This window comes from Binatus sp. (SeqCode), from assembly GCF_035272065.1.
Classification (GTDB): domain Bacteria; phylum Desulfobacterota; class Binatia; order Binatales; family Binataceae; genus Binatus.
Map to the genome: position 1 here is coordinate 118,444 of NZ_DATEQZ010000052.1, position 20,790 is coordinate 139,233.

General features: G+C 62.1%; 21 protein-coding genes. 13 read left to right on the forward strand and 8 right to left on the reverse strand.

The genetic code is table 11. The annotated features are described in order from the left end of the window. Positions 1-87: 87 nt before the first annotated feature. The 3 genes from VJX68_RS10190 (at position 88) to VJX68_RS10200 (ending at position 2,855) form a co-directional block, all read left to right on the forward strand. Entirely contained in the window at positions 88-603 is a 516-nt protein-coding gene (locus VJX68_RS10190) for a hypothetical protein (RefSeq protein WP_324095574.1), read from the forward strand. 239 nt (positions 604-842) lie between these two features. Further along, positions 843-1,703, forward strand: coding sequence for an RNA polymerase sigma factor (locus VJX68_RS10195; RefSeq protein WP_324095575.1), 861 nt, complete (start codon positions 843-845; stop codon positions 1,701-1,703). 63 nt (positions 1,704-1,766) lie between these two features. Then, positions 1,767-2,855 carry a zf-HC2 domain-containing protein gene (locus VJX68_RS10200; protein ID WP_324095576.1) on the forward strand — a complete coding sequence of 363 codons (1,089 nt, stop codon included), beginning with the start codon at positions 1,767-1,769 and terminating at the stop codon, positions 2,853-2,855. 145 nt (positions 2,856-3,000) lie between these two features. Here VJX68_RS10200 and VJX68_RS10205 read toward each other — a convergent pair whose 3' ends face one another. Further along, complete coding sequence (locus VJX68_RS10205) at positions 3,001-4,563, reverse strand: ArnT family glycosyltransferase (RefSeq protein WP_324095577.1); 1,563 nt, start codon at positions 4,561-4,563, stop codon at positions 3,001-3,003. On the opposite strand from VJX68_RS10205, the gene VJX68_RS10210 reads away from it, so the two are divergent. Beyond that, positions 4,545-6,332, forward strand: a complete 1,788-nt coding sequence (locus VJX68_RS10210) for a glycosyltransferase family 39 protein (protein ID WP_324095578.1) — start codon at positions 4,545-4,547, stop codon at positions 6,330-6,332. The genes VJX68_RS10205 and VJX68_RS10210 overlap by 19 nt on opposite strands. A 380-nt stretch (positions 6,333-6,712) precedes the next feature. Here VJX68_RS10210 and VJX68_RS10215 read toward each other — a convergent pair whose 3' ends face one another. Then, positions 6,713-8,101: an APC family permease gene (locus VJX68_RS10215; RefSeq protein ID WP_324095579.1), complete on the reverse strand. Its 1,389-nt coding sequence runs from the start codon at positions 8,099-8,101 to the stop codon at positions 6,713-6,715. A gap of 228 nt (positions 8,102-8,329) precedes the next feature. Between VJX68_RS10215 and VJX68_RS10220 the strand changes: the two genes are divergently transcribed. From VJX68_RS10220 to VJX68_RS10255, 8 genes are read left to right on the forward strand one after another with little or no spacing between them, the layout of a single operon-like run. Next, entirely contained in the window at positions 8,330-10,099 is a 1,770-nt protein-coding gene (locus VJX68_RS10220; protein ID WP_324095580.1) for a tetratricopeptide repeat protein, read from the forward strand. Between the two features lie 46 nt (positions 10,100-10,145). After that, complete coding sequence (locus VJX68_RS10225; protein WP_324095581.1) at positions 10,146-10,967, forward strand: hypothetical protein; 822 nt, start codon at positions 10,146-10,148, stop codon at positions 10,965-10,967. Next, a complete protein-coding gene (locus VJX68_RS10230; protein ID WP_324095582.1) occupies positions 10,957-12,684 on the forward strand; it encodes an ABC transporter substrate-binding protein in 1,728 nt (575 codons plus the stop codon). Before VJX68_RS10225 ends, VJX68_RS10230 begins: the two co-directional genes overlap by 11 nt. Before the next feature lie 45 nt (positions 12,685-12,729). After that, positions 12,730-13,710 (forward strand): ABC transporter permease, encoded by a 981-nt coding sequence (locus VJX68_RS10235; protein WP_324095583.1) that lies wholly within the window; start codon positions 12,730-12,732, stop codon positions 13,708-13,710. Positions 13,711-13,729: 19 nt separating this feature from the next. After that, positions 13,730-14,794 (forward strand): ABC transporter permease, encoded by a 1,065-nt coding sequence (locus VJX68_RS10240; RefSeq protein ID WP_324095584.1) that lies wholly within the window; start codon positions 13,730-13,732, stop codon positions 14,792-14,794. Between the two features lie 35 nt (positions 14,795-14,829). Further along, a complete protein-coding gene (locus VJX68_RS10245; RefSeq protein WP_324095585.1) occupies positions 14,830-15,792 on the forward strand; it encodes an ABC transporter ATP-binding protein in 963 nt (320 codons plus the stop codon). Between the two features lie 13 nt (positions 15,793-15,805). Next, complete coding sequence (locus VJX68_RS10250; protein WP_324095586.1) at positions 15,806-16,807, forward strand: ABC transporter ATP-binding protein; 1,002 nt, start codon at positions 15,806-15,808, stop codon at positions 16,805-16,807. A gap of 3 nt (positions 16,808-16,810) precedes the next feature. After that, entirely contained in the window at positions 16,811-17,215 is a 405-nt protein-coding gene (locus VJX68_RS10255) for a bactofilin family protein (RefSeq protein WP_324095587.1), read from the forward strand. A gap of 19 nt (positions 17,216-17,234) precedes the next feature. Here VJX68_RS10255 and rplS read toward each other — a convergent pair whose 3' ends face one another. Beyond that, positions 17,235-17,579 carry a 50S ribosomal protein L19 gene (gene rplS, locus VJX68_RS10260; RefSeq protein WP_324095588.1) on the reverse strand — a complete coding sequence of 115 codons (345 nt, stop codon included), beginning with the start codon at positions 17,577-17,579 and terminating at the stop codon, positions 17,235-17,237. Between the two features lie 147 nt (positions 17,580-17,726). Here rplS and VJX68_RS10265 point away from each other — a divergent pair, with 147 nt between their 5' ends. After that, positions 17,727-18,242: an NUDIX hydrolase gene (locus VJX68_RS10265; protein WP_324095589.1), complete on the forward strand. Its 516-nt coding sequence runs from the start codon at positions 17,727-17,729 to the stop codon at positions 18,240-18,242. 165 nt (positions 18,243-18,407) lie between these two features. Here the strand turns inward: VJX68_RS10265 and VJX68_RS10270 are convergent, their stop codons facing one another. From VJX68_RS10270 to rpsP, 5 genes are read right to left on the reverse strand one after another with little or no spacing between them, the layout of a single operon-like run. Next, positions 18,408-18,965, reverse strand: a complete 558-nt coding sequence (locus VJX68_RS10270; RefSeq protein WP_324095590.1) for an RNA methyltransferase — start codon at positions 18,963-18,965, stop codon at positions 18,408-18,410. Between the two features lie 2 nt (positions 18,966-18,967). Beyond that, positions 18,968-19,654, reverse strand: a complete 687-nt coding sequence (gene trmD, locus VJX68_RS10275; RefSeq protein ID WP_324095591.1) for a tRNA (guanosine(37)-N1)-methyltransferase TrmD — start codon at positions 19,652-19,654, stop codon at positions 18,968-18,970. 51 nt (positions 19,655-19,705) lie between these two features. Next, entirely contained in the window at positions 19,706-20,206 is a 501-nt protein-coding gene (rimM, locus tag VJX68_RS10280) for a ribosome maturation factor RimM (RefSeq protein ID WP_324095592.1), read from the reverse strand. 48 nt (positions 20,207-20,254) lie between these two features. After that, a complete protein-coding gene (locus VJX68_RS10285; protein ID WP_324095593.1) occupies positions 20,255-20,491 on the reverse strand; it encodes a KH domain-containing protein in 237 nt (78 codons plus the stop codon). 27 nt (positions 20,492-20,518) lie between these two features. Then, on the reverse strand, positions 20,519-20,773 hold the full coding sequence (gene rpsP, locus VJX68_RS10290; RefSeq protein WP_324095594.1) for a 30S ribosomal protein S16: 255 nt from the start codon (positions 20,771-20,773) through the stop codon (positions 20,519-20,521). Positions 20,774-20,790: the final 17 nt, after the last annotated feature.

Genomic DNA, 20,790 nt, shown 5'->3' on the forward strand with positions numbered 1-20,790 from the left:
TTTTGTCCGCTACGCTTCGCCATCTGGATGTAAACGGAACCTGCACCGAGTCCGTCCAACCCTCATCGATAGAAAAGGAGACCCATCATGAAAAAATCGCTAGTAACTCTCGCGGCAATAGCCTTCGTCGGCGCGATTAGCACGACTGCATTCGCCGGTCCCGTCGGCCGCTTCGACAACGGCTACCTCGACGAGCATCCCGAAGTGGCGGAGCAACTGGGACACGATCCGCGCCTGGTGGACAATCCGCAGTTCCTGGCGACTCATCCCGGCCTCGGCGACTACTTCAAGAATCATCCCGAAGTTCGCGAAGAGCTGCAGCATCACCCAGACCGCTTCATGGCGCGCGAGCACTACTACGAAAACCACGGCGAGCGCGGCTACCCGCATCCGCTGGCGACAACCGATCACTACATGGACTCGCATCCCGAAGTAGCGCAGCAGCTAGAGAAGGATCCGGCGCTGGTCGACAACCGGACCTACGTCAACAATCATCCCGGTTTGCACGAATATCTGGAGAATCATCCAGTAGCGCGCCGCGATTGGAAGTCGCACCCGTTCCGCTTCATGGCAGCAGAGCGCCATTACGATCAGAAGCACTAACAGTTAGTGCGGCAGCGGCGAGGCAGAAAGGCGCCGAGCGACAAGATCGCTCGGCACCCGACGTTCCCCTTACCGATTCTAACAGGGCGGAACCCGCTTCTCTTCTTAACATTGGGTGCAGGGGTCACCCCTGCTGAAACCCACTGTGGGTTTCACTACAATCAAGCTCCAGGTCGGCGCTGTGTTCTGGCTTTAGCGGGAGCATGCTTGAAGGATCGTTGCCTCGAACGGGCATCAGCGTGAGCGAAGCGCCTCCCGAATTCGTCGCACGGTATGCCCTCGCGCTGGCACGCCTGTGCAAACGCGCTCGCGCCGCGCGATGGAACGTCGGCGACGAGTCACTCCGCGATGCTGCGTATCGCGGCGCGCGCGCGGCGGGCGTGCTCGACGGCGCCGGCGTCGAATCGTTCATCGACGCGCTCCACGCCGAAGACTTGAGCTTGGCGATCGCGTGCCAGGCCGGAAAATCCGCGCCGTGGGAGCACTTCATCACCAGTTTTAGGCCGGCTCTGTACGCAGCCGCACGCGCGATTGCCGGCGACGAGGCGCGCGGCCGCGAACTGGCGGACTCGTTGTGGGCCGAGATGTATGGGTTGGAGGTTCGCGACGGGCGACGCCGCTCGATCCTCAGCTACTTTCACGGCCGCAGTTCGCTTCTGACCTGGATGCGCGCGGTGCTGGCGCAGCGCCATGTCGATTACATCCGCTCCCAGAGCCGTATCCAGCCGCTCGATGACGACGTCGAGCGGGTGGCTGCGAGCGACAACAGCGATCCGCCCGACGCCGAGCGCGCGCGCTACGTGGCGATGCTGGGTAAGGCGCTCGACGGCGCGCTCAAGTCGCTCGCGCCGCGGGACCGGATGCGGATGGCGTACTACTACCGGCACGATTTGTCACTCAAGGAGATTGGCCGCGTAATGGACGAGCATGAGTCCACAGTGTCACGACGGCTTGCGCGCACGCGCGATCAACTCAAACGCGCGATCGAGCGCACCCTGCACGAAGACAAGCTGAGCGATGACCAGATTCGGCTGTGTTATGATTTCGCAGCGGGCGATTTGCAGTTCGACCTGTCGCGCGCGCTCCCGGACGCCAAATGAACCGACGCGCACAGTGCAATTTTCCGGCCGCGGTTCGTTCCAAGAGTAAGGAATCGTGACGACGTGACGCCGGTCGATAGAAATAATGAGCCGCTCGACGCGATCCTGCGCCGTGCGATGCGCGCGGCGCCCGATGCGGCGACGCCCGCGTGCGCCGATGCGGAGTCGCTCGCCGCATACAGCGACCGCTCGTTAGCAACGGCGGAGCGCGAGCGTCTCGAGGCTCATTTTGCGGATTGCGCGCGATGCCAGATGCTGTTGGCGGCAATCGCTCGCGCCGATGAGAGCGCACGCGGAGCGAGGGCGACATCTAGGGTCCCGTGGTACCGGCGATGGCGCATTGCGGTGCCGGCGCTTGCGGCCGTCGCAGCCGTCGTCGTCTTCATTGCGATGCGGCGTCCGGTGAACGAGGAGCCGCAGAGTGATCAGCTCGTCGCAATGGAGAAGCAGGAAGCTCCGCGCATGGAAGCCGCGGAACAGGCGGCTGCACCAGAATCGCCAATGGTTGCGCCGGCGGCGCCAGCCGTTGCGCCAGCGTCTGCACCTGCCGCGCCAGCTTCGAGAGCGCTCGCGATGAATGAAGCGAAGACGGAGGCAGCGCCTCGTGCGGAAGGAATGAGCGGCGGCACGGTTCTCCACAGAATGGCGACCAGCGCGACGGCTCCCGGACCGCAGGCGATGACCGCGCAGGGCGGCGCGGCGCCAAAGGCTGCCGTGCAAGGTTACGGCAGTGCGGCAGTTGGTGCGGCAATCGCCGGAGCGGGCGCGGTAAGCCCGAGTGAGGCAGCGCCGTCCGCGGCACCGACGCTGGTAACGATCTCGACGCCCGACGGATCCGTCACGTGGATCGTTGGCAAGAATGGATTGGTGCAGCGACGCGACGCGGATGGCACGACGCATACGCAGCACAGCGGTGTAAGCACTGACCTAGTTGCGGGCTCGGCGCCGTCGGCGACCGTATGCTGGATCGTCGGTCGCAGCGGAACGATCATCCGCACGACCGACGGCGAGCATTGGGAGCTCATCACGCCGCCAACCGCGGAGAATTTGACGAGCGTGACCGCGAGTAGCGCTGATGATGCAACTGTCACGACGGCCGGCGGGCGAAGTTTCGCGACGTCAGATGGCGGCGCTAGCTGGCATCCGCAGTAAAGCGGGGCCGCGATAGGAACTCAGTTGTATTGAACCCCCCGTGGGTTTCGCAGTTCCTTGGACAGGGGTAACCCCTGCACCTTGGTATCAAGAGAAGATGCGGGACTTCCTCCCTGTTAGAACTCCTTTTGTATCGTTCTGAGGGCTACTCATTTGCCGGCGCCGCGGGCGCGGGGGTTCGCGTCCACAGCGTGAAGTGGTCGGTCGTCAGGACCGGGCGGAAGCCGTTGCTGGACAGGAAGTCGTCGGGAACCAGCACCAGCGGCAGCAATTGAATCGGCGAGTCGCTGATGACAGCGGAGACTTTTCCGCCTGCGATTGCGTCGCGCATCTGCTCGGTCCAGTCGTGTCGCGTATCTGAGATGAGCTGGAAGAAGTCGGCGTGGCCCAGGCGGCGGCGCGCGGCAAAGAAGCCGTCGCGATCGTACTCGGCCTTCGCTTCGCGATATACGCCGTAGGTTTCGGGATAGCGGATGAGTTCGCGGCGGCCGGCCTCGAAGCATACGAACGACGGCGCGATCACGTCGTCGCCGGGCTTGCTGGCGGCGCGCAACGCGGCGGCGAGCTGCGAGATTTCCGCGCGCGGCACGAAGCCGAATCCGTAGACCGCGCCGTGCAGCCAGTTCTCGTTGACCAGCGGCGCGATCCAGATCAGAAAAATCGCGATCAGCGCCGCACCGCCCGAAAGCGACGGCCATTGTTGCGTCGGCATCCGGCTCGCTCGTATGAGAGCCATCGCGCCGACCCCCGAGACGATCGCGATGAAGGGCAGCGGCTCGAGATAGTTGTGGCCCCACGCGGTCGGACTCAGGACGCCGTAAAAGGCGTACTCGGCGGAGACGATCGCGAGCACCAGAACCACGCCGCGGTTGAAGGTGCGATCGGCGAAGATTCGCCAGCATCCCAGGACGAAGAGCGGCACGAGCAAGTCGAGGATCGTGCGCGGGTAGGTCGCGATGCTGCCGGCGGTGTCGCGTCCTTTCAGGAAATGAAAAACAAACGTCTGGAAGATGAACTCGTAGCCGTAGAGCCGGTAGAGGATCGCACTGAACGCGCTGAGCGCGAGTGCGAAGATTATGCCCGAGACGACCGCGCCCGCGATTCGGCGGTACGCGACGGCGATGAATAGCAGCATCACGGGTAGCGGAATCACGGCAGTCAACTTGATTGCGCATGCGACGAAGAAGATGAGCGCAACGAAAACGGCCTGGCGCATCTCCGGCATCGCGTCGTCGAGCGTGACGATCGCGCCGAGGATGAGCAGCGGCGCGACGAAGCTCTCGCGCTCGTAAGCGTGGTAACGAAAGACCAGCGAGCTGTATGCGTATAGTATCGACGCGGCGATGGCGATGGGGCGGCCGGCGACCTTGCGCGCGAGCGAGTAGGTCAGGAGGCTGGTCGCGAAAATCGCGGCCTCGTTCAGGATTTCGATCGACAGATGGCTTGCGCCGAACAACTTGAGGTAACCTGCCGCGATCCATTCGAGCAGCGGCATATGCGGATGAACGAAATCCAGGTACGGACGCATCCCGGCGCTCACCAGCCACGCGCTTTCGAGGTAGAAATCGTCCTCGACCCACACTTGCGGGTAGAACATCCGCACGACGCGCGAGATCAGCAGCACGGCGATGAGCCACGCGCCGATGCGAGTCGCGTCGACGCTGTCAGCGCTCGCGGGGACGCGTCGCGATGAGCCGCGCGAAATCATCGACACCGCCTGTCACGGAACCGTCTGGCGTTAGCCTTATGCCGGGTATCCTCGATTGGGGAATCCTCGCGGCGATCATACTGCTCGCAATCATAATGATTAGATCTGCCGGCTCTCGACGCGGAGTCGAATTGATGCCTTGGCCGGATGGACTCGAATACGCCGCGGCGGCGGTGAACCTCGCAAATCGTGGCGGAGCTGTACTGCATTTCGGTGGATATACTTACCCGTCGCGCTATACCGGCGGCTACCCGCTGATCCTCGAATACTTCTACCTCTTGAACCCCAGAGACTTTCCGCAGCTCTACGCCTCGATGATTCTCGGAATGTTCTCGGTCTTCGGTGTTTTCGTGGTGGCGCGCCGGGCATTCGGGCGCGCGGCCGCCACGATTGCGGCGCTGCTACTGGCGCTCTCACCCGTCTTCATCACGTATTCATCGCTCGTAATGAGCGACGTGCCGACGTTGTCCGTGACGCTTGTCGCCGTGGTGTTCCTGATGTCAGGGGCGTCACACGACGCGTCTCAATCTACGAGCTGGATGCGGCCGAGCTGGATGCCAGTGTTCGAATGGCTCCTGTTCGGTCTCTACGCTGGATTCTCGACGATCATCCGTCCGACCAACGCCGCCATCCTTGTTGGCCTCGTGGTGTGCGTCGTGATGGCGCCGCTGGAGAGGAGAGATTTCGCGAACCTCCTCAAAGCGGCGATCGCGATGGCAGTCGGGTTCGCGATTCCGGTCGCGTGGCAATTGCATCAGAACTCGATCAATCTCGGGAGCGCATTCGCGAGCGGATACTCTTGGTGGGTACCCGAAGTTTATGGCGCGGGCGGCAAGACGTTCAGCGCTGCGTACTTGTTCGGGCCCACGATGCCACGAAATCCGCATGGCAACGTGATCGTGTACGCGACTACGCTGCTCGGACTCGATGGGATGCTTGGCGATCGCGGAGATGCGCGCTACTTGCTCTACCCGTTCGCGGCGGCGGTGTTCGCGATTGTCGGGTTCATCGCGATCCTTCGCGCGCCCGGACAGTCCATGGCGCGACGGCTGATGTGGTTTGGGCTCGGATACCTCGGAGCGCTGACCGGGCTTTACTGTTTCTATCTGTTCACTGACGTGGCCTTCATCCTGCCGGGCGCATTCATACTGTTTATCGCGGCGGGTGCGGGCGCGGCGCTCGCGAATCGATGGATGCGCGACGTGCTGCGCAACCGAAATCGAAGCGCGAGTCAGTTTGCAAGGGCGGTGGGCGTGATCGTGCTCGACGTAGTGCTGGTCGTGTCGTTGGCTTCGGAAGCGGTCGCGCGATTGAGTGCGTCGCCCGCGTCTTCGCCGATGGTTGAGGCATTGGAGTCGTTGAATTCGACACTGCCGGGCGATGCGACTGTAGTCAGCAACATCTCGCTGCAATTTCTCGATCTCTACCTCGGAGAAGACCGCCGCTTCGTCGGGCTCAACTCGCTTGATCCGGGTGAGCGATTCACCGACTACCATCTGCATCGCCTGTACGAGAAGCGGGCCGCAGGATGGAACGGGTCGGTACCGCCGGTCGTGTTCGACGGCGAGCAGATGTCGGCGAGGGAGGCGGATTCGCTAGCATCGGCGATTGATGCGAAGGCGCCGGTGTTTCTGCTGATCGCTGCGCCGGAGTCGCAGCAGTATGCGGATGTATTGAAGGACGAACTCGATCAGTTACAGGGGAGGTTCGCCGTCGAGCCGGTATCGCAGAACGAGGCGGTTGCGCTGTATCGATTGACTGCTCGCTAGTAAAGATCAGCAATTTCTACCACCTATTGTGGTCCTGCGGCGGGCCTACCACCCAAGGGTAGTTTCGTTCCGTCAAATTTTGTTTTTGAAATGGGGAGTTGCCCGATGCGGAGTCTTGGATGCGGCAATGAAGTTTGTCTGTTGAACGTCATGAGTGTCGTCCCATACCTGTGGGTAGCATGTTTGGGACGGTTTGATCAGGCTGAAAAGTTCATCCCCCTGGAAATGAGTCCGAGCAGGGAGGGGAGAGAACGCAGAATCTTGAATCGCGCGCAAAAGAACGCGCTGTATAAGGACCCTCACCTTCATCCTCTCCGTGGGAGGGAGAGGGGAAGAAATGCCGGGCAGGTTGTCTCCTTACATCGAGAGGAAGCAGAGAGTTATGCGGTGAGGCTGGTGGGCGGGACATCGATTGGCGGGGGGCCGCCGTAGCGGCGGCGGCAGATTGCGTATGCGGGCCAGACGAATGCGCCCAGCACGATGGCCAGGATGAAGTCGGACTTACCGTCGCTGGCCGAAATGGCCAGCCCGAAGGTCGCGGCCCAGGTCAGGATTGGGAGAATCGCGACGAGCGCCAGGCCGGCGCGGCCTCCGCCTATCGTGAACATCGCGGTGCGATCGGGCATCAGTTTGCGCAGGCGCAGCAGTGCGAAAAGTTCCAGCGCCAGCGCGGCCATGTAGAAGAAGACGTCGAGCACGACCAGCGCGACGAAGCCGATTGGCACCAGCAGCGTGAAGACGACGCAGCAGAGCAGGATCGATTTGCCGGGCGTCGCGGTGGTGGACCAGAGCTGGGCGAGCGGCGGCGACAGGTAGCGCTCGCGCGCGAGCACGAAGGGCATGCGCGACACCCAGAGCATCGCGGCCTCGAATACCGCGAACGACATCACGGCGCCGCCGAGCGCCAGCGCGCCGCCGAGTGCGCGGCCGCCGATCGCGTAGCCGGCGTGCGAGAACGAGCCGGTGCCCCAGCCGGCGGCGGTGGTCGCGCCCGAGACGGAGACCGCGAGCGGAAGCACGTAGCCGGCGACGATTATCGGCAGCGCGATCAGAATGGCGCGCAGATAGTTGCGGCGCGGATTTTCGATTTCCGCGGACACGACGCTCAGATTTTCCCATCCGCTGAAATTCCAGATGACCACCGTCAGCCCGGCGCCGAGCGCACCTAACGCATCTTTGCCGAACAGCGACGGCGTAGGCATCGTGAAGTGGACGAGGCGCGGGAGGCCGACGACTACCAGAATCGCAAACGGCGAGACGAGGATTGCGGCGAGGATCATCGAGGCCATCCCGACCGGCCTGACGCCGAGAAAATTCAGCCCGCCCGCCATCCAGACCAGCGCGATGCCGATCGCGATCTGCGCCGCCGGGCCGAGCGGCAGGATGAACGAAAGATAGCCGGCGAACAGCACCGGATAAATCGCCATGTCGACGGCGGTGTAAAGAATTGTCAGGTAAGCCTCGGCGAAGCCCGCGAACGGGCCGAGCGCTTCCTTGACCCAGAAGTAGAAGCCGCCTTCCACCGGCATCAATGCCGTCAACTCCGCCGCCATCAGTGCAGTCGGCAGGCTGAGCGTGAGCGGCACGACGAGGCATAGCAGGAGCGTCATGCGCGGCCCCGCCATCCGGACGGCGTCTTCGAGGCCGTACGCGCCGCCGCTCACGACCAGGTACATCACGCATACCAGCGGTATGAGGGCCAGCTTACGCGGCGTACGAAGCGTGTGAGCGAGCGAGGCGTCGTTATTTTCGTTGGGAATTTGCGGCAATTGCGGGGCGGCTCCGGCCCCCTTGCCTAGCCGAGGCGATGCGCGGTGGCAAGCAGTCAAAAGATCAAATGAGGGTTGCACGGTCGCATCTGGTGGCGGATTTCTTATAATGTAAGGGATGCGCAAAGGTCCGCGGAGGTCGTAACGTCGCGGGACACCTCGCGTATTAGATCGAAGAGCGTGGTGTTAGGCCCAATTGAGAAGCTCTCCCGGGAATTTGTTGTAGCGATGACAGGTTTCAGTACACGCGCGATTATCGCGCTCGGCGTCGCGTCGATCGCGTTTCTGGGCTGCACCTCGATCACGAGTGCGAAGCCCGAGCTGCTCCGGAGCGCCAGCGTGGGCGGGGACAATCCCTTCGGCGGCGCGCCGGCGGTGGACGTGCCCTCGGATGCGCGCGCGATGAGCGCGTTTCTGAAGGCCGAGGTCGCGATGAATGAAGGCGACCGCGAAGAGGCGCTGAAGGATTACGCGGAGGCCGTCCAGTACGATCCGAGCAACGCGGCGCTGAAGGTTCGGCTCGCGACGCTTTACGTCCGCGACGGGCGGCTCAAGGACGCGCTCGAGCAGGTGAATCAGGCGCTCGCGATAAATCCCGATTCGGCTGACGCACGGCTGCTCGGCGCGGGAATCAGCTCGGCGCTCGGCGACGACGTGACCGCGGAAAAGGACTACCGCGAGGTACTGCGCCTCAATCCGAAAAACCAGGAAGCCTATTTGTACCTCGGCACGCTCTACGCCAAGCGCGGCGATTACGGCGAGGCCGAGAAGACCTTCCAGCAGCTGATTACGCTCGATCCCAATTCTTTCCTTGGCTACTACTACGCCGGCAAGGTGATGGTGGCGTCGAAGAACTACCCGGCCGCCGAGAAATATTATCAGAAGGCGCTCGATCTAAATCCGCAGTCGGAGCTGGTGCTGCTTGATTTCGCGCTGTTGCGCGAGCGCCAGGAACGGACCCAGGACGCGCTCGTCTATTACAACAAGATCACGCAAATCAATCCGAACAACGAGCTGGTCCGCAAGCGCAAGGCGGAAATCCTGGTCGGTCAGAAGAAGTACAACGAGGCGCTGGACGAGCTGAAGCGCGCCGAGCAGGTCGAGACCAATCCCGCCGACACGCGCACCAAGATCGGCCTGCTGTACGTCGAGCAGGGCAATTTTGACGACGCCGCGACCGAGTTCAACCTCGTGCTCGGCGCCGAGCCGAGCAACTACCGCGTTCATTACTACCTCGGCACGGTGTACACGGAGCTGTCCGAGAACGACAAGGCGATCGCCGAGTTCAACAAGATCCCCGGCGACAACGAGCATTACGTCGAATCGCGCCTGCAGCTCGCCTACCTGTACGACAAGCAGAACAAGTACGACGATGCGCTGGGCGCGCTGAAGGACGCGCTCGCCAAGAAACCCAACGACCCCGAGATAATCGGCTTCATGGTCGGCGTCTACCAAGAAAAGAAGGACTACCCGGCGGCGATCGAGCTGGCACGTAAGATGGTCGCGGCCGAACCCAAGAATGACAAGTTCCACTTCACCCTCGGCGCCGCGCTCGATCAGAACAAGCAGCGCGACGAAGGCATGGCCGAGATGAAGAAGGCGATCGAGCTGAATCCCGCCAACGCGCAGGCGCTGAACTACCTCGGCTACAGTTACGCCGAGCAGGGCACCAACCTGGCCGAGGCCGAAAAGCTAATCAAGCGCGCCCTCGATATCGAACCCGAAGACGGATTTTACGTTGACAGCCTGGGATGGGTTTACTACCAGAAGGGCGACTACAAGAAGGCCGTCGAGGAGTTGGAGAAGGCGGTCAACCTGACCGGCAGCGATCCCACGATCACCGAGCATCTTGGCGACGCGTACCGCAAGCTGGGCAAAGCCAAGGAAGCCGGCCACGAATACTCGGACGCGCTGAAGAAGGCGCAGGAAACCGACCAGGTCGCGCGCCTCAAGGATAAAATCCAGGTCCTGCAGAATGCCGCCAGCGCGGGCCACTGATCGCGCTCGGCGCCGAACAACAGTTTCGCTCGCGGCGGTCGCATCGATGCTCCTGCTGGCGATGCTCGAAACTTCCGCCTGCTTCGTCATATACACTCCGCCCGTCCCAGAAGCCGAGACGCCAACCCCGGGCTGGAGCGAGAACAAATATCAAGTCGAGAGAATGGTCGCAGCGCTGGTGGAGCGCGACAGAAGTCTCGCCTGCATGCAGACGCCGGCCGTCATGGAATACACTGCCGGCGATCAACATGTGAAAGCCAAAGAGGAACTAGTCGTCAAGCGCCCCGGCAATTTGCGGGTCGAAGCGATGTCGCCGTTCGGGGTGGCATTGCTGCTAGCGGCACAGGGATCGGACCTCGCGATCTTCGAGCCGGGGCAGAATCGCTTCATGCGCGGCGAGGCCAACGCCGACACACTCTACCGGTACGTGCGAATCCCGATGGCGCCCGCGGACGCCGTGGGTCTGCTGATGGGACTCGCGCCGCCAGCGTTCGCGCTCGGCAGCAGCGCGGAGTCGGTATCGAACGACGGCGCGATGATGGTCGCGTCGTACGGCAACGCCGCGTCGGGGACTCGCGAGATTGGATTTTCCGGCGGCAACCTCGCGATGGTGCGGGAGACGGCGGGCGGCGGCGTCGTGAATTACGAGGTGCGCTACAGCGACTATCATGATATCGGCGGAGTGATGTTTCCGTACGTCGTCGATGCGACATTTCCGGCGGCCGGCAGCCACGTCACGTTTCGCTATCTCCGGCCGATCGTCAACGGAATAATTCCCGATTCGACGTTCGTGTTGATACCGGCTCCAGGAGCCACTGTGGTGAATCTGAGTCTTGTCGATGTCCGCGCGTTTTCAAATGAAAGCTGAGCGACGGCGTAATCGGTTTTTAACCGCACTTACGTGCGCGATTGCTCTGGCCTCGCTTGCGATTGTTGCCGGATGCCACGTTAACCGGCCCGGGAGCGATCACGCGACCAGTCAAATCCTCTACTCGGCCATCGCCAGCGATCCGCGCACCTTCAATCCGATTCTGATCACCGATTCAAGCTCGGGCGCGCTAACCGGCGATTTGTTCGAGAGCCTGCTGCGGCTCAACCCTGTCACTACCCTGCCGGAGGCGGGACTGGCCGAGAAATGGGACATCGCGCCCGACAGCAAGTCGATCACGTTTCATCTCCGCCACGACGCGCAATGGTTTGACGGTCAGCCCGTCACTGCGCACGACGTCCTGTTCACGCTCGACGTCATCTATGATCCCAAGGTGCCCAACAGCATCCGTCCCGCGATCACCATCGACCACCAGCGCATCGCCGCTGAAGCGCCCGACGACTACACCGTTGTGATGCATCTGCCGAAGCCGTTTGCGCCGTTGCTCTACTCGCTCGGCATCCAGGTGATGCCGGCGCACATCCTCGAGCCTGTGTGGAAGGCGGGAAATTTCAACCACACCTGGGGCATCGATACTCCCCCGGACAAGCTCGTCGGCAACGGCGCGTATAAGATGACGCACTACACGCAGGGCCAGCTCGTGCGTTACGATCGCAACGCAGACTATTGGATGAAGGACGAGCGCGGCGGTCAGTTGCCGCGCCTGCATGGGCAGACGGTGACGATCGTGCCGGATCAGAACACCGCTTACCTGCGCTACCTGTCGGGGCAAATCGACGTGTACGGCCCGCGCACTGAGGAGGTTTCGCCGCTGCAGGACAAGGTGAAGAACCACGAACTCGACATCACGGTTCAGCAGATCGGAATTGACACGGGCTCGCTGTTTTTTGCCTTCAACCGCAACCCACGCCACTTCGTCAAAGACGGCGTCACCAATCCGAAGCTCGAATGGTTTACGGACCTGAAGTTCCTGCAAGCGATGGCGCACATGGTCGACAAGAAATCGATGATCGATCTTGTCTTTCACCAGCTCGCGGTGCCGGCGGTAGCCGATATCTCACCCGAGAACAAAATCTTCCACAACCCCAATCTCAAGGACTACGACTACGATCCGAAACTTGCCGCCGACACGCTCGAGGGGGCAGGCTATCACCTCGTGAAACCCGGCGTGCGAACCGATCCGAAAGGCAATCGCCTCGAATTCGATCTCACCACCAACACCGGCTCGCCCGAGCGCAACGAGATGTGCACCATCTTCAAGCAAGACCTCGAAAGCCTCGGCATCAAGGTGAATTATCGGCCGCTCGAATTCACCACGCTGGTGGACAAGCTCGATTCGTCGTTCGACTGGGACTGCGTGCTGATTGGATTTACCGGCGGGATTGAGCCGAACGACGGCGCCAACTTTTATCGCTCATCGGGCAACCTTCATTTGTGGAATCCGAATCAGCCCAAACCCGCCACGCCGTGGGAGGCCGAGATCGACACGCTCCTCGATCAAGGCGCATCCGAAATGGATCCCCACAAGCGCGCGCCGTACTACTGGAGAATTCAGCAAATCATGCACGACCAGTTGCCGATAATCGAGACGGTCCGCTCGCAGCGCTATGCGTCGTGGAAAAACTCGCTCGAGAACTACCAGCCCAAAGTTTGGGGCCTGTACAAGTCCGAGTGGATGGAATTCAAGGCCGACTGAACATCCGGCGCGGCACGCACGTCGAAATATCAGGCCGATGACACGATGACCCGCTTTCTGATCCGTCGCCTGCTCAACATGATCCCGCTCATCCTCGGGATCACATTCATTTCGTTCCTCGCGATGTCGTTGGTGCCCGGCGACTTCGTCTCGAATCTAAAGCTCAACCCGACCATCACGCCCGAGGTCATTCACCAACTCGAGGCGCAGTTCGGCCTCGATCAGCCGTTGATGGTCCGCTACTTCAAGTGGCTGTGGGGCGTGCTCCATCTGAACTTCGGCTTCTCGCTGCAGTACAGAGTGAGCGTCACCGGGCTGATCGCGTCGCGCGCTTTCAATACGATCATCCTGTCGGCGACGAGCATGATTTTCTCGTGGCTGATCGCGATTCCGATCGGAATCATCGTGGCGGTGAATCAAAATTCGATCTGGGATCGCTTCCTCTCATTTCTGGCGTTCTTTGGGATGTCGGTGCCGAGCTTTTTTCTCGCCTTCCTGATGATGTACCTGGCGCTGAAAACCGGATGGTTTCAAATAGGCGGCACCTACTCACCCGACTACGCGACGCTCGATACGGTGAACCGGATCGCGGATCGCATCAACCACCTCATCCTGCCGGTCTTCGTGCTCGGCATCTCCGGCACCGCGGGCCTGATGCGCCTGATGCGGTCGCAGATTCTCGAAATCAAAAATTCGGAATTTGTCCGCACCGCACGCGCCAAAGGACTGTCCGAGCGCGTCGTCATCTACAAGCATGTGCTGCGAAACGCGATGAACCCGTTCGTCACGATGGCCGGATATTCGCTGGGCGATCTGCTGGGCGGCGCCGCCCTGGTCGAGGCCGTGATGAATCTGCAAGGGCTCGGGCTGCTGATGCTCGACGCGGTGCGCTCGCTCGACATCTACCTTGTGATGGGCTCGGTGCTGATGGGCACGATTCTCTTGCTGGTCGGCAACCTGCTCGCCGACGTCGCGCTGGTCGCTGTCGATCCGCGTGTCGACTTTTCTTCGGTGGCGGCCGAGTGAAATGAACGTGGACGCCACAATGCCAGCGAATCTCCAGGGCGCCGCGGTATCCGCGCGACCAACGTCGGGCGTGGCGCGCGAATGGCGGCTCGCGTCGCGGACGGTCCGCTTCTCCGCGATCTGCCTCGTCACGTTCTACCTGCTCGCTGCCGCGTCGCCGTTCTTCGCGAGCTACGACCCGGCCTATCAGAACCGCGAGATGCCCGACTGTCCGCCGATGTCGCTCCACTTGAGTGCGCCGTCTGAATGGTCGCGCTCGATCTTCTACAGCCATCCGATGGGCATGCAGGATCCGATTGGGCGCAAGTTCGTTGCCGACGCCTCTCGGCGGCTCGACATCCACCTGTTCTCGCACGGCCACCTGTTCACCACCGACAGCGAGCGTGAGCCGTACTTCATGCTCGGCAGCGACGGCCTCGGGCGCGACCTCTACTCGCGAATCGTTTACGGCTCGCGCGTCAGCATGTGCGTCGGATTGATCGGTGTGCTGATCAGTTTCTCACTGGGCATCACAATCGGGGCGCTGTCCGGCTACATCGGCGGGACGGTCGATTTCCTGATCATGCGATGGTCCGAAATCGAGATGTCGCTGCCGTCATTTTATTTTCTGCTCGCGCTGGCGGCGGTGATTCCGTCGGGGTTGAGCGCGGTCGCAACGTTTTTCATGATCGTCGCGATTATGAGCTTCATCAGTTGGGCCGGCTTCGCGCGAATCATCCGCGGGATGGCGTCTTCGGTGCGCTCGCGTCCGTACGTCGAGGCGGCGCGCGCTCTGGGTGCGTCGCGATGGCGCATCATCACGCGTCACATCATTCCGTCGGTGATGGGCTACGCGATCGTGGCTGCGACGCTCTCGATCCCCGGCTTCATCCTCGGCGAAAGCGCGCTGTCGCTGCTCGGCCTCGGCATCCAGGAGCCAGCCGCAAGCTGGGGCAACCTGCTGGCGCAGGCGCAGGACGTCCAGAACCTAGCGCGTTATCCATGGATCCTGATCCCCGGCATCTTCATCTTCCTCGCCGTGATGTCATTCAACTTCCTCGGCGACCACCTCCGCGACCGCCTCGACCCCGCCACCGCCGCATGATTTCGCATCAGTCTCGATGATACGCTGAACGTCACGTGAAACCTCTGCTCGAAGTCAAATCGCTGCGCACCTCGTTTTTTACCGAGGCGGGAGAGGTGCGCGCGGTGGACGGCGTGAGTTTTTCAGTCGCGCCGGGGAAGCTGCTCGGAGTTGTCGGCGAGTCGGGATCGGGCAAGTCGGCCTGCATGCTTTCGATCATGCGGTTGCTGCCCGAGTCGGCGCGAATCGTGGGCGGCGAGGTAATTTTCGAGGATCAGGATCTACTGAAGCTCAGCGAGCCGGAGATGCGCCATGTTCGCGGCGCGCGGATCGCGATGATCTTCCAGGAACCGATGACGTCGCTGAATCCCGTCTTCACCATCGGCAGCCAGATTGGCGAGGCGGTCCGACTGCATCAGCAAACCAATCGCGCCGAGACGCGCAACCGCACAATCGAGGCGCTCAGGATGGTCGGGATTGCCGACCCCGAACGGCGCATCGACGACTACCCGCATCAGTTGTCCGGCGGGATGCGCCAGCGCGTGATGATCGCGATGGCGCTGTCGTGCAATCCGCGCCTCCTGATAGCGGACGAGCCGACGACAGCGCTCGACGTGACGATACAGGCGCAGATTCTCGATCTGATCCGCGAGTTGCAGGTGCGGCTCGGACTCGCAGTGATTCTGGTTACGCACGATCTCGGAATCGTGGCCGAGTATGCCGACGACGTGACGATTCTCTACGCGGCGCGGGTGATGGAGCAGGCACCGACTGCGGAGCTGTTTCGAAATCCGCTCAACCCGTACACGCGCGGATTGCTCGAATCGATACCCGGCATCAACGGCAGCCGGCACCACCGCTTGCAGGCGATCCCCGGCTCGATTCCGAGCGCGATGAATCCGCCGTCCGGCTGCAGATTCCATCCGCGATGCGAGCGCGCAATTCCGCAGTGCTCCGCGGCCGAGCCGCCGCTCGAAAACAAAGGCCCCAACCACTATGTCGCCTGCATCCGCGCCTAATCCCACCGCGCCAATGGGTAACACGGCCGCATCGGCGTCGGGCGCGCCGCTGGTTCGCGTCGAGCATCTCAGCAAGGAGTTTCCCGCAGGCTCGACGGGCATCATCGGCGGAAAAAATCTCTCGATAAAAGCGGTGACCGGCGTTAATCTCGAGATTCAACCCGGCGAAACGTTGGGATTGGTCGGCGAGTCGGGCTCGGGCAAATCGACGCTTGGACGGCTGATTCTGAAACTCCTCGAACCGACGGAGGGCTCCGTCTATTTCGACGGCCGCGATCTCTCAACGCTCGGCCGCGCCGAGCTTCGCACGCTGCGCCAACAGATGCAGCTCGTGTTCCAGGATCCGTACGCATCGTTGAATCCGCGGATGCGCGTGAGGTCGATCGTCGGCGAAGGGATCGAGATTCACAAGCTCGCGCGCGGCAAAGAAAAAGAAGAGCGAATCGTCGAGCTGCTCGCGATGGTCGGGATGAGCGCTGACGCGATGGATCGTCTGCCCCACGAGTTCTCCGGCGGGCAGCGCCAGCGAATCGGAATCGCGCGGGCGCTGGCGGTCAATCCGCGCTTCCTGGTGCTCGACGAGCCGGTCTCGGCGCTCGACGTTTCGATCCAGGCGCAAATTATCAACCTGCTGCAGGACCTGCAGGAAAAGCTGAAACTCACCTACCTGTTCATCGCGCACGATTTGCGCGTGGTCGAGCACATCAGCAATCGCGTGGCGATCATGTACCTCGGCAAGATTGTCGAAATCGCATCGCGCGACGAGACCTATCTGAACCCGCGGCATCCTTATACGCGCGCGCTGCTCTCGGCGATTCCGACGATCGACACCGTCCACAGGCCCGAGCGCATCAAGCTGCCTGGCGAAATGCCGAGTCCGATGAACCCGCCGGCCGGCTGCGCCTTCCATCCAAGATGCCCTTATGCGAAAGATGTTTGTACAAACGTCGAACCGAAATTAGAAACCGGGCGCGGCGGCCACGCGGTGGCGTGTCACGTATTCCCGGCGCCGTAGTTCATGGATTCAACAACGCAGATACCGCAGGATGCAGGCGTGGCGTGGGCCGAAGCGCGCACGCGCGTCGCGGTCGGGCGCAACGTCAACGTCTCGGGCAAACTGATTTTTCACGAACCGATCAGAATCGAGGGCCGCTTCCGCGGCGAGGTTCGCTCGCCCGAGTTGGTCGTGGTCGGCGAAGAAGGAATGGTCGAGGGCAAAGTCTTCGCCCCGCGACTGCTCATCATGGGTGAGTTGCGCGGCGACGTAGTCGGATGCGAGCGCGTGGTGCTCGGGCCGCGCGCCAAGTTCTTCGGCAATATCGAGACGCGCAACTTGACGGTGTCCGAGGGCGCCTACCTGGACGGCAACGTTCGGATGACGCGGGTTTCTGTCGAAGAGCCCGCGGCCTCCAACGACAGATAATCGAGGATTCGCTCTGCGCTCAGGTCGCGGTGTCGAGCCGTGCCGCTTTGCCCGACAGGTCGCGCAGATAATACAAGCGCGCGCGGCGCACGCGGCTTCGCGTCAGCACCTGCAACTTGTCGATTCGCGGCGAATGCATCGGGAAGATTCGCTCGACGCCGACCCCGTACGAGACCTTGCGCACGGTAAAGGTCGCGCGGTTGGCGCCCCGGTTGATTTTGATCACGATGCCTTCGAAGGATTGGACGCGTTCTTTCTCGCCTTCGACGACCTTGACGTGAACGCGAACCGAGTCGCCTACGCGGAATTCAGGCAGGTCCTTGCGCAGGCCCCGCTCTTCGAGCTTCTGGATAACGGTATTCATGGAAAGAAAGACCTCGAGTCGAGCCCCTAAAACTATCCAAATGCGCGCGCCCACTCAATGGGTGGTGGTACGCCGATTTCAGGGGGCGCTAATCTCGCAGGCGGGCAGGTTGTGGATTCCGTGCGCGATAAGATCGCCAAGATAGTTATGTCAATCGAGCCGCTCGACGACCTTGAGCGGGATCATCGCGACTCGACGCTCGAATGGATTCGTTCGGGTGCGCCTATCTTCAGGGCCAGGAAGCCGGACGTCCCACCCAAGCATCTCGTGAGCTATTTCGCTCTCGTCGATGAGCCGCGTGGTAAGTTGTTGCTGGTCGATCACAAACTGGCCGGCTTATGGCTGCCGAGCGGTGGCCATGTCGAGCCCGACGAAGACCCAACAGCAACCGTAGTCAGAGAACTGTCGGAGGAGCTGGGCCTCGCGGCGGACTTCGTACAAGCGCAACCGCTGTTCATCACGGTGACGCGGACGGTTGGTGAAGGCGGCGGGCATACCGACATATCGCTCTGGTATGTGCTACGCGGCGACAGCTCGCGCGCGATTGAATTCGATCGCGGCGAGTTTCATGGCGTGCGATGGTTTGGATTCGACGAGATTCCGTTTGAGCGGTCAGATCCGCACATGCGCCGTTTCGTGGGGAAGTTGCGCGCGATGCTCTAGTGCCAACGCTTGCGCGACGATAGGAGCATAGGAGCGCGGCGCGATTTTCAAAACCGGTACCGGCGGCGCTTTCGCGCCGCTGTCCGAGATCCTTCCTGCCGCTGGCGTTGCTCGCTTTGTCAGGATGACACAAAAAAGCGAGCCGCCTAACGAGTCGTTCTGAAGTTACCTGCCGCGAAGGCGATCGAGGATGATTCCCGCGGCGGAGCGCACTGACAGATGGTTGTAGTCGCCGGGGCCGACGATCGGCGCGAGCACGATGTCGGCGCGTTCGGCGACCTCCGGCGACATTCCAAATCCGGTCCCGAGCAGGATCATCATCGGCGCACCGTGCGGAGCCTCTAGCCGCTTGCGCAAATCGGCGTAACTGGTGCCGCCTTCGGTGCGAGCCGAGGTGTGTACGATTAGCGGGCGCGCGCCCGCGATTCGCGTCGCCTCGGCAATCGCGTCGTCGAGTGTCGCGACGATTTGCACGCGCTCGAGCGCCTCGCGACGGCGCGAATCGTGCGCCCGGCCGAAGTCGAAGCGCCAGTGATCGATCACGCTAGCCGCGAATTTTTGCTGTTCGGGAATCGGATGGACGATGAACACACCGCGCACGTCGTAGGTTCGCGAGGCGCGCGCGACGTCGTGAATGTCCAGGCTGGTGATCGCCGAGGTGACGGTCTCGGCGTTCCGATTGACGACCGGATGATGAATCAGCGCTACGAATAGATCGGACACGCTCAGGACTTGCGCCGCTCGAGCAAGTCGGGGCGCCGCCGCGCGGTGCGCCGTTTTGCTTCGGCCTCGCGCCACGCGCGAATCTTGCCGTGGTCGCCGCTCAGCAGGATTTCCGGCACCTTCATGCCGCGGAACTCCTCGGGCCGTGTGTATTGCGGATACTCGAGCATCCCGGCCGCGAACGATTCCGCGTCGAGCGAGTCGGGATTGCCGAGCACGCCGGGTATCATCCTGCCCACCGCCTCGATCACCGCCATCGCGGGGATTTCGCCGCCACTCAGCACGTAGTCGCCGATGGAAATTTCCTGGTCTACCAGCGAGCGCACGCGCTCGTCGATTCCCTCGTAGCGCCCCGCGACGATCATCAAGCCGGGCGCGCGCTTGGCGAGGTCGCGCGCCATCGAGTTGTCGAACACTTCGCCCTGCGGCGTCATCAGGATGCGCCACAGGCCCGGCCGCGCCGCATCAACCGCGTCGATCGCGGCCGCAATCGGCTCCGGCCGCATCACCATCCCGCTGCCGCCTCCGTATGGTGCGTCATCGACTTGCCGATAGTTGCCGAGACCATGCTCGCGCAGCGGATGCGCCTTGATGGTGATTAGTCCCTGCTCGATAGCGCGTCCGATCATGCCGCCACGAAATGGCGACTCGAACATCTCGGGGAACAATGTGATTACGTGAAATTCCATTGCGGCGTGAATCCAAATCTATCCGGGTGAGTCGCCCGGAGCCAGACGGCTTCAGTCGAGCAGGCCGGGGATTGGCTCGATCGTCACGCGCCGTGCCGGGAGGTCGATCGCCTTGACGACGTCCTCGATCACCGGCACCAGCACTTCGCGCTCGCCGTCGCGCACCACCCAGATGTCCTGCGCGCCGTTCGAGAAAATTTCCTGGATCGCGCCGAGGCGGCTGCCGTCGGTCAGAAACACCTCGCATCCGATCGCCTCGTAGTAGTAGAACTCGCGCGGCTTCGCGGGCGGGACATCTTCGTCCGCGAGCATCACGACCGCGCCCTTCAGCGCCTCGGCCGCGTTTATGTCCGCGATGCCATCGAGCGTGATTCGCCGCGTCGTCGCGTTGAGCGGCGTCATTCCCGCCAGCCGAAACTCGCGCTGCTCTCCGTCGCATTTCAGGAAAACGCGCTTGACCTGTTCCAATGTGTCGGAGTCTGGATTGTCGGGCCGAAATCGCAACGCGCCCTTGAGCCCGTGGGCGCCGGTTATGCGGCCGACGCGGAGCATCGATGCTGTAACCTGATTGGTATCATCGCGCAGCCGCCGAGCGCGCGATCACTTGTCCTCGATGATTTCGAGAACGACCTTGCGGTTGGTGCGCGAGGCGACCGCGTTCAGAATCGTACGGATCGACTTCGCGGTCCGCCCCTGCTTGCCGATCACGCGCCCCAAATCCTCTTTCGCCACCCGCAGTTCAAGGACAGACGCGGTATCGCCCTGCGTCTCCTTCACGTCCACCGCGTCAGGATTGTTTACCAGTTGCTGTGCGAGGAACTGAACGAGCTCCTTCATGGGATGGCTCCGTTGCAGCGGGTCGCATCAGGCGGAGACCGTTGCTGTTTCGGCCCGTTTAATTAACTTCCTTACCGTGTCGCTCGGCTTAGCGCCAGCCTTGAGCCAATGGTCCGCAAGGTCCTTTTTGATCGTGACGCGCGGCGGATCGAAAGCCGGATCGTAGGTGCCGACCTGCGCGACGAAGCGTCCGTCGCGCGGCGAGCGCGAGTCCGCCACCACGATGCGATAGAAAGGTTTCTTGCGTGCGCCATGCCGGCGCAATCGAATTACAAGTCCCATGCGATTCTCCTGTTGCT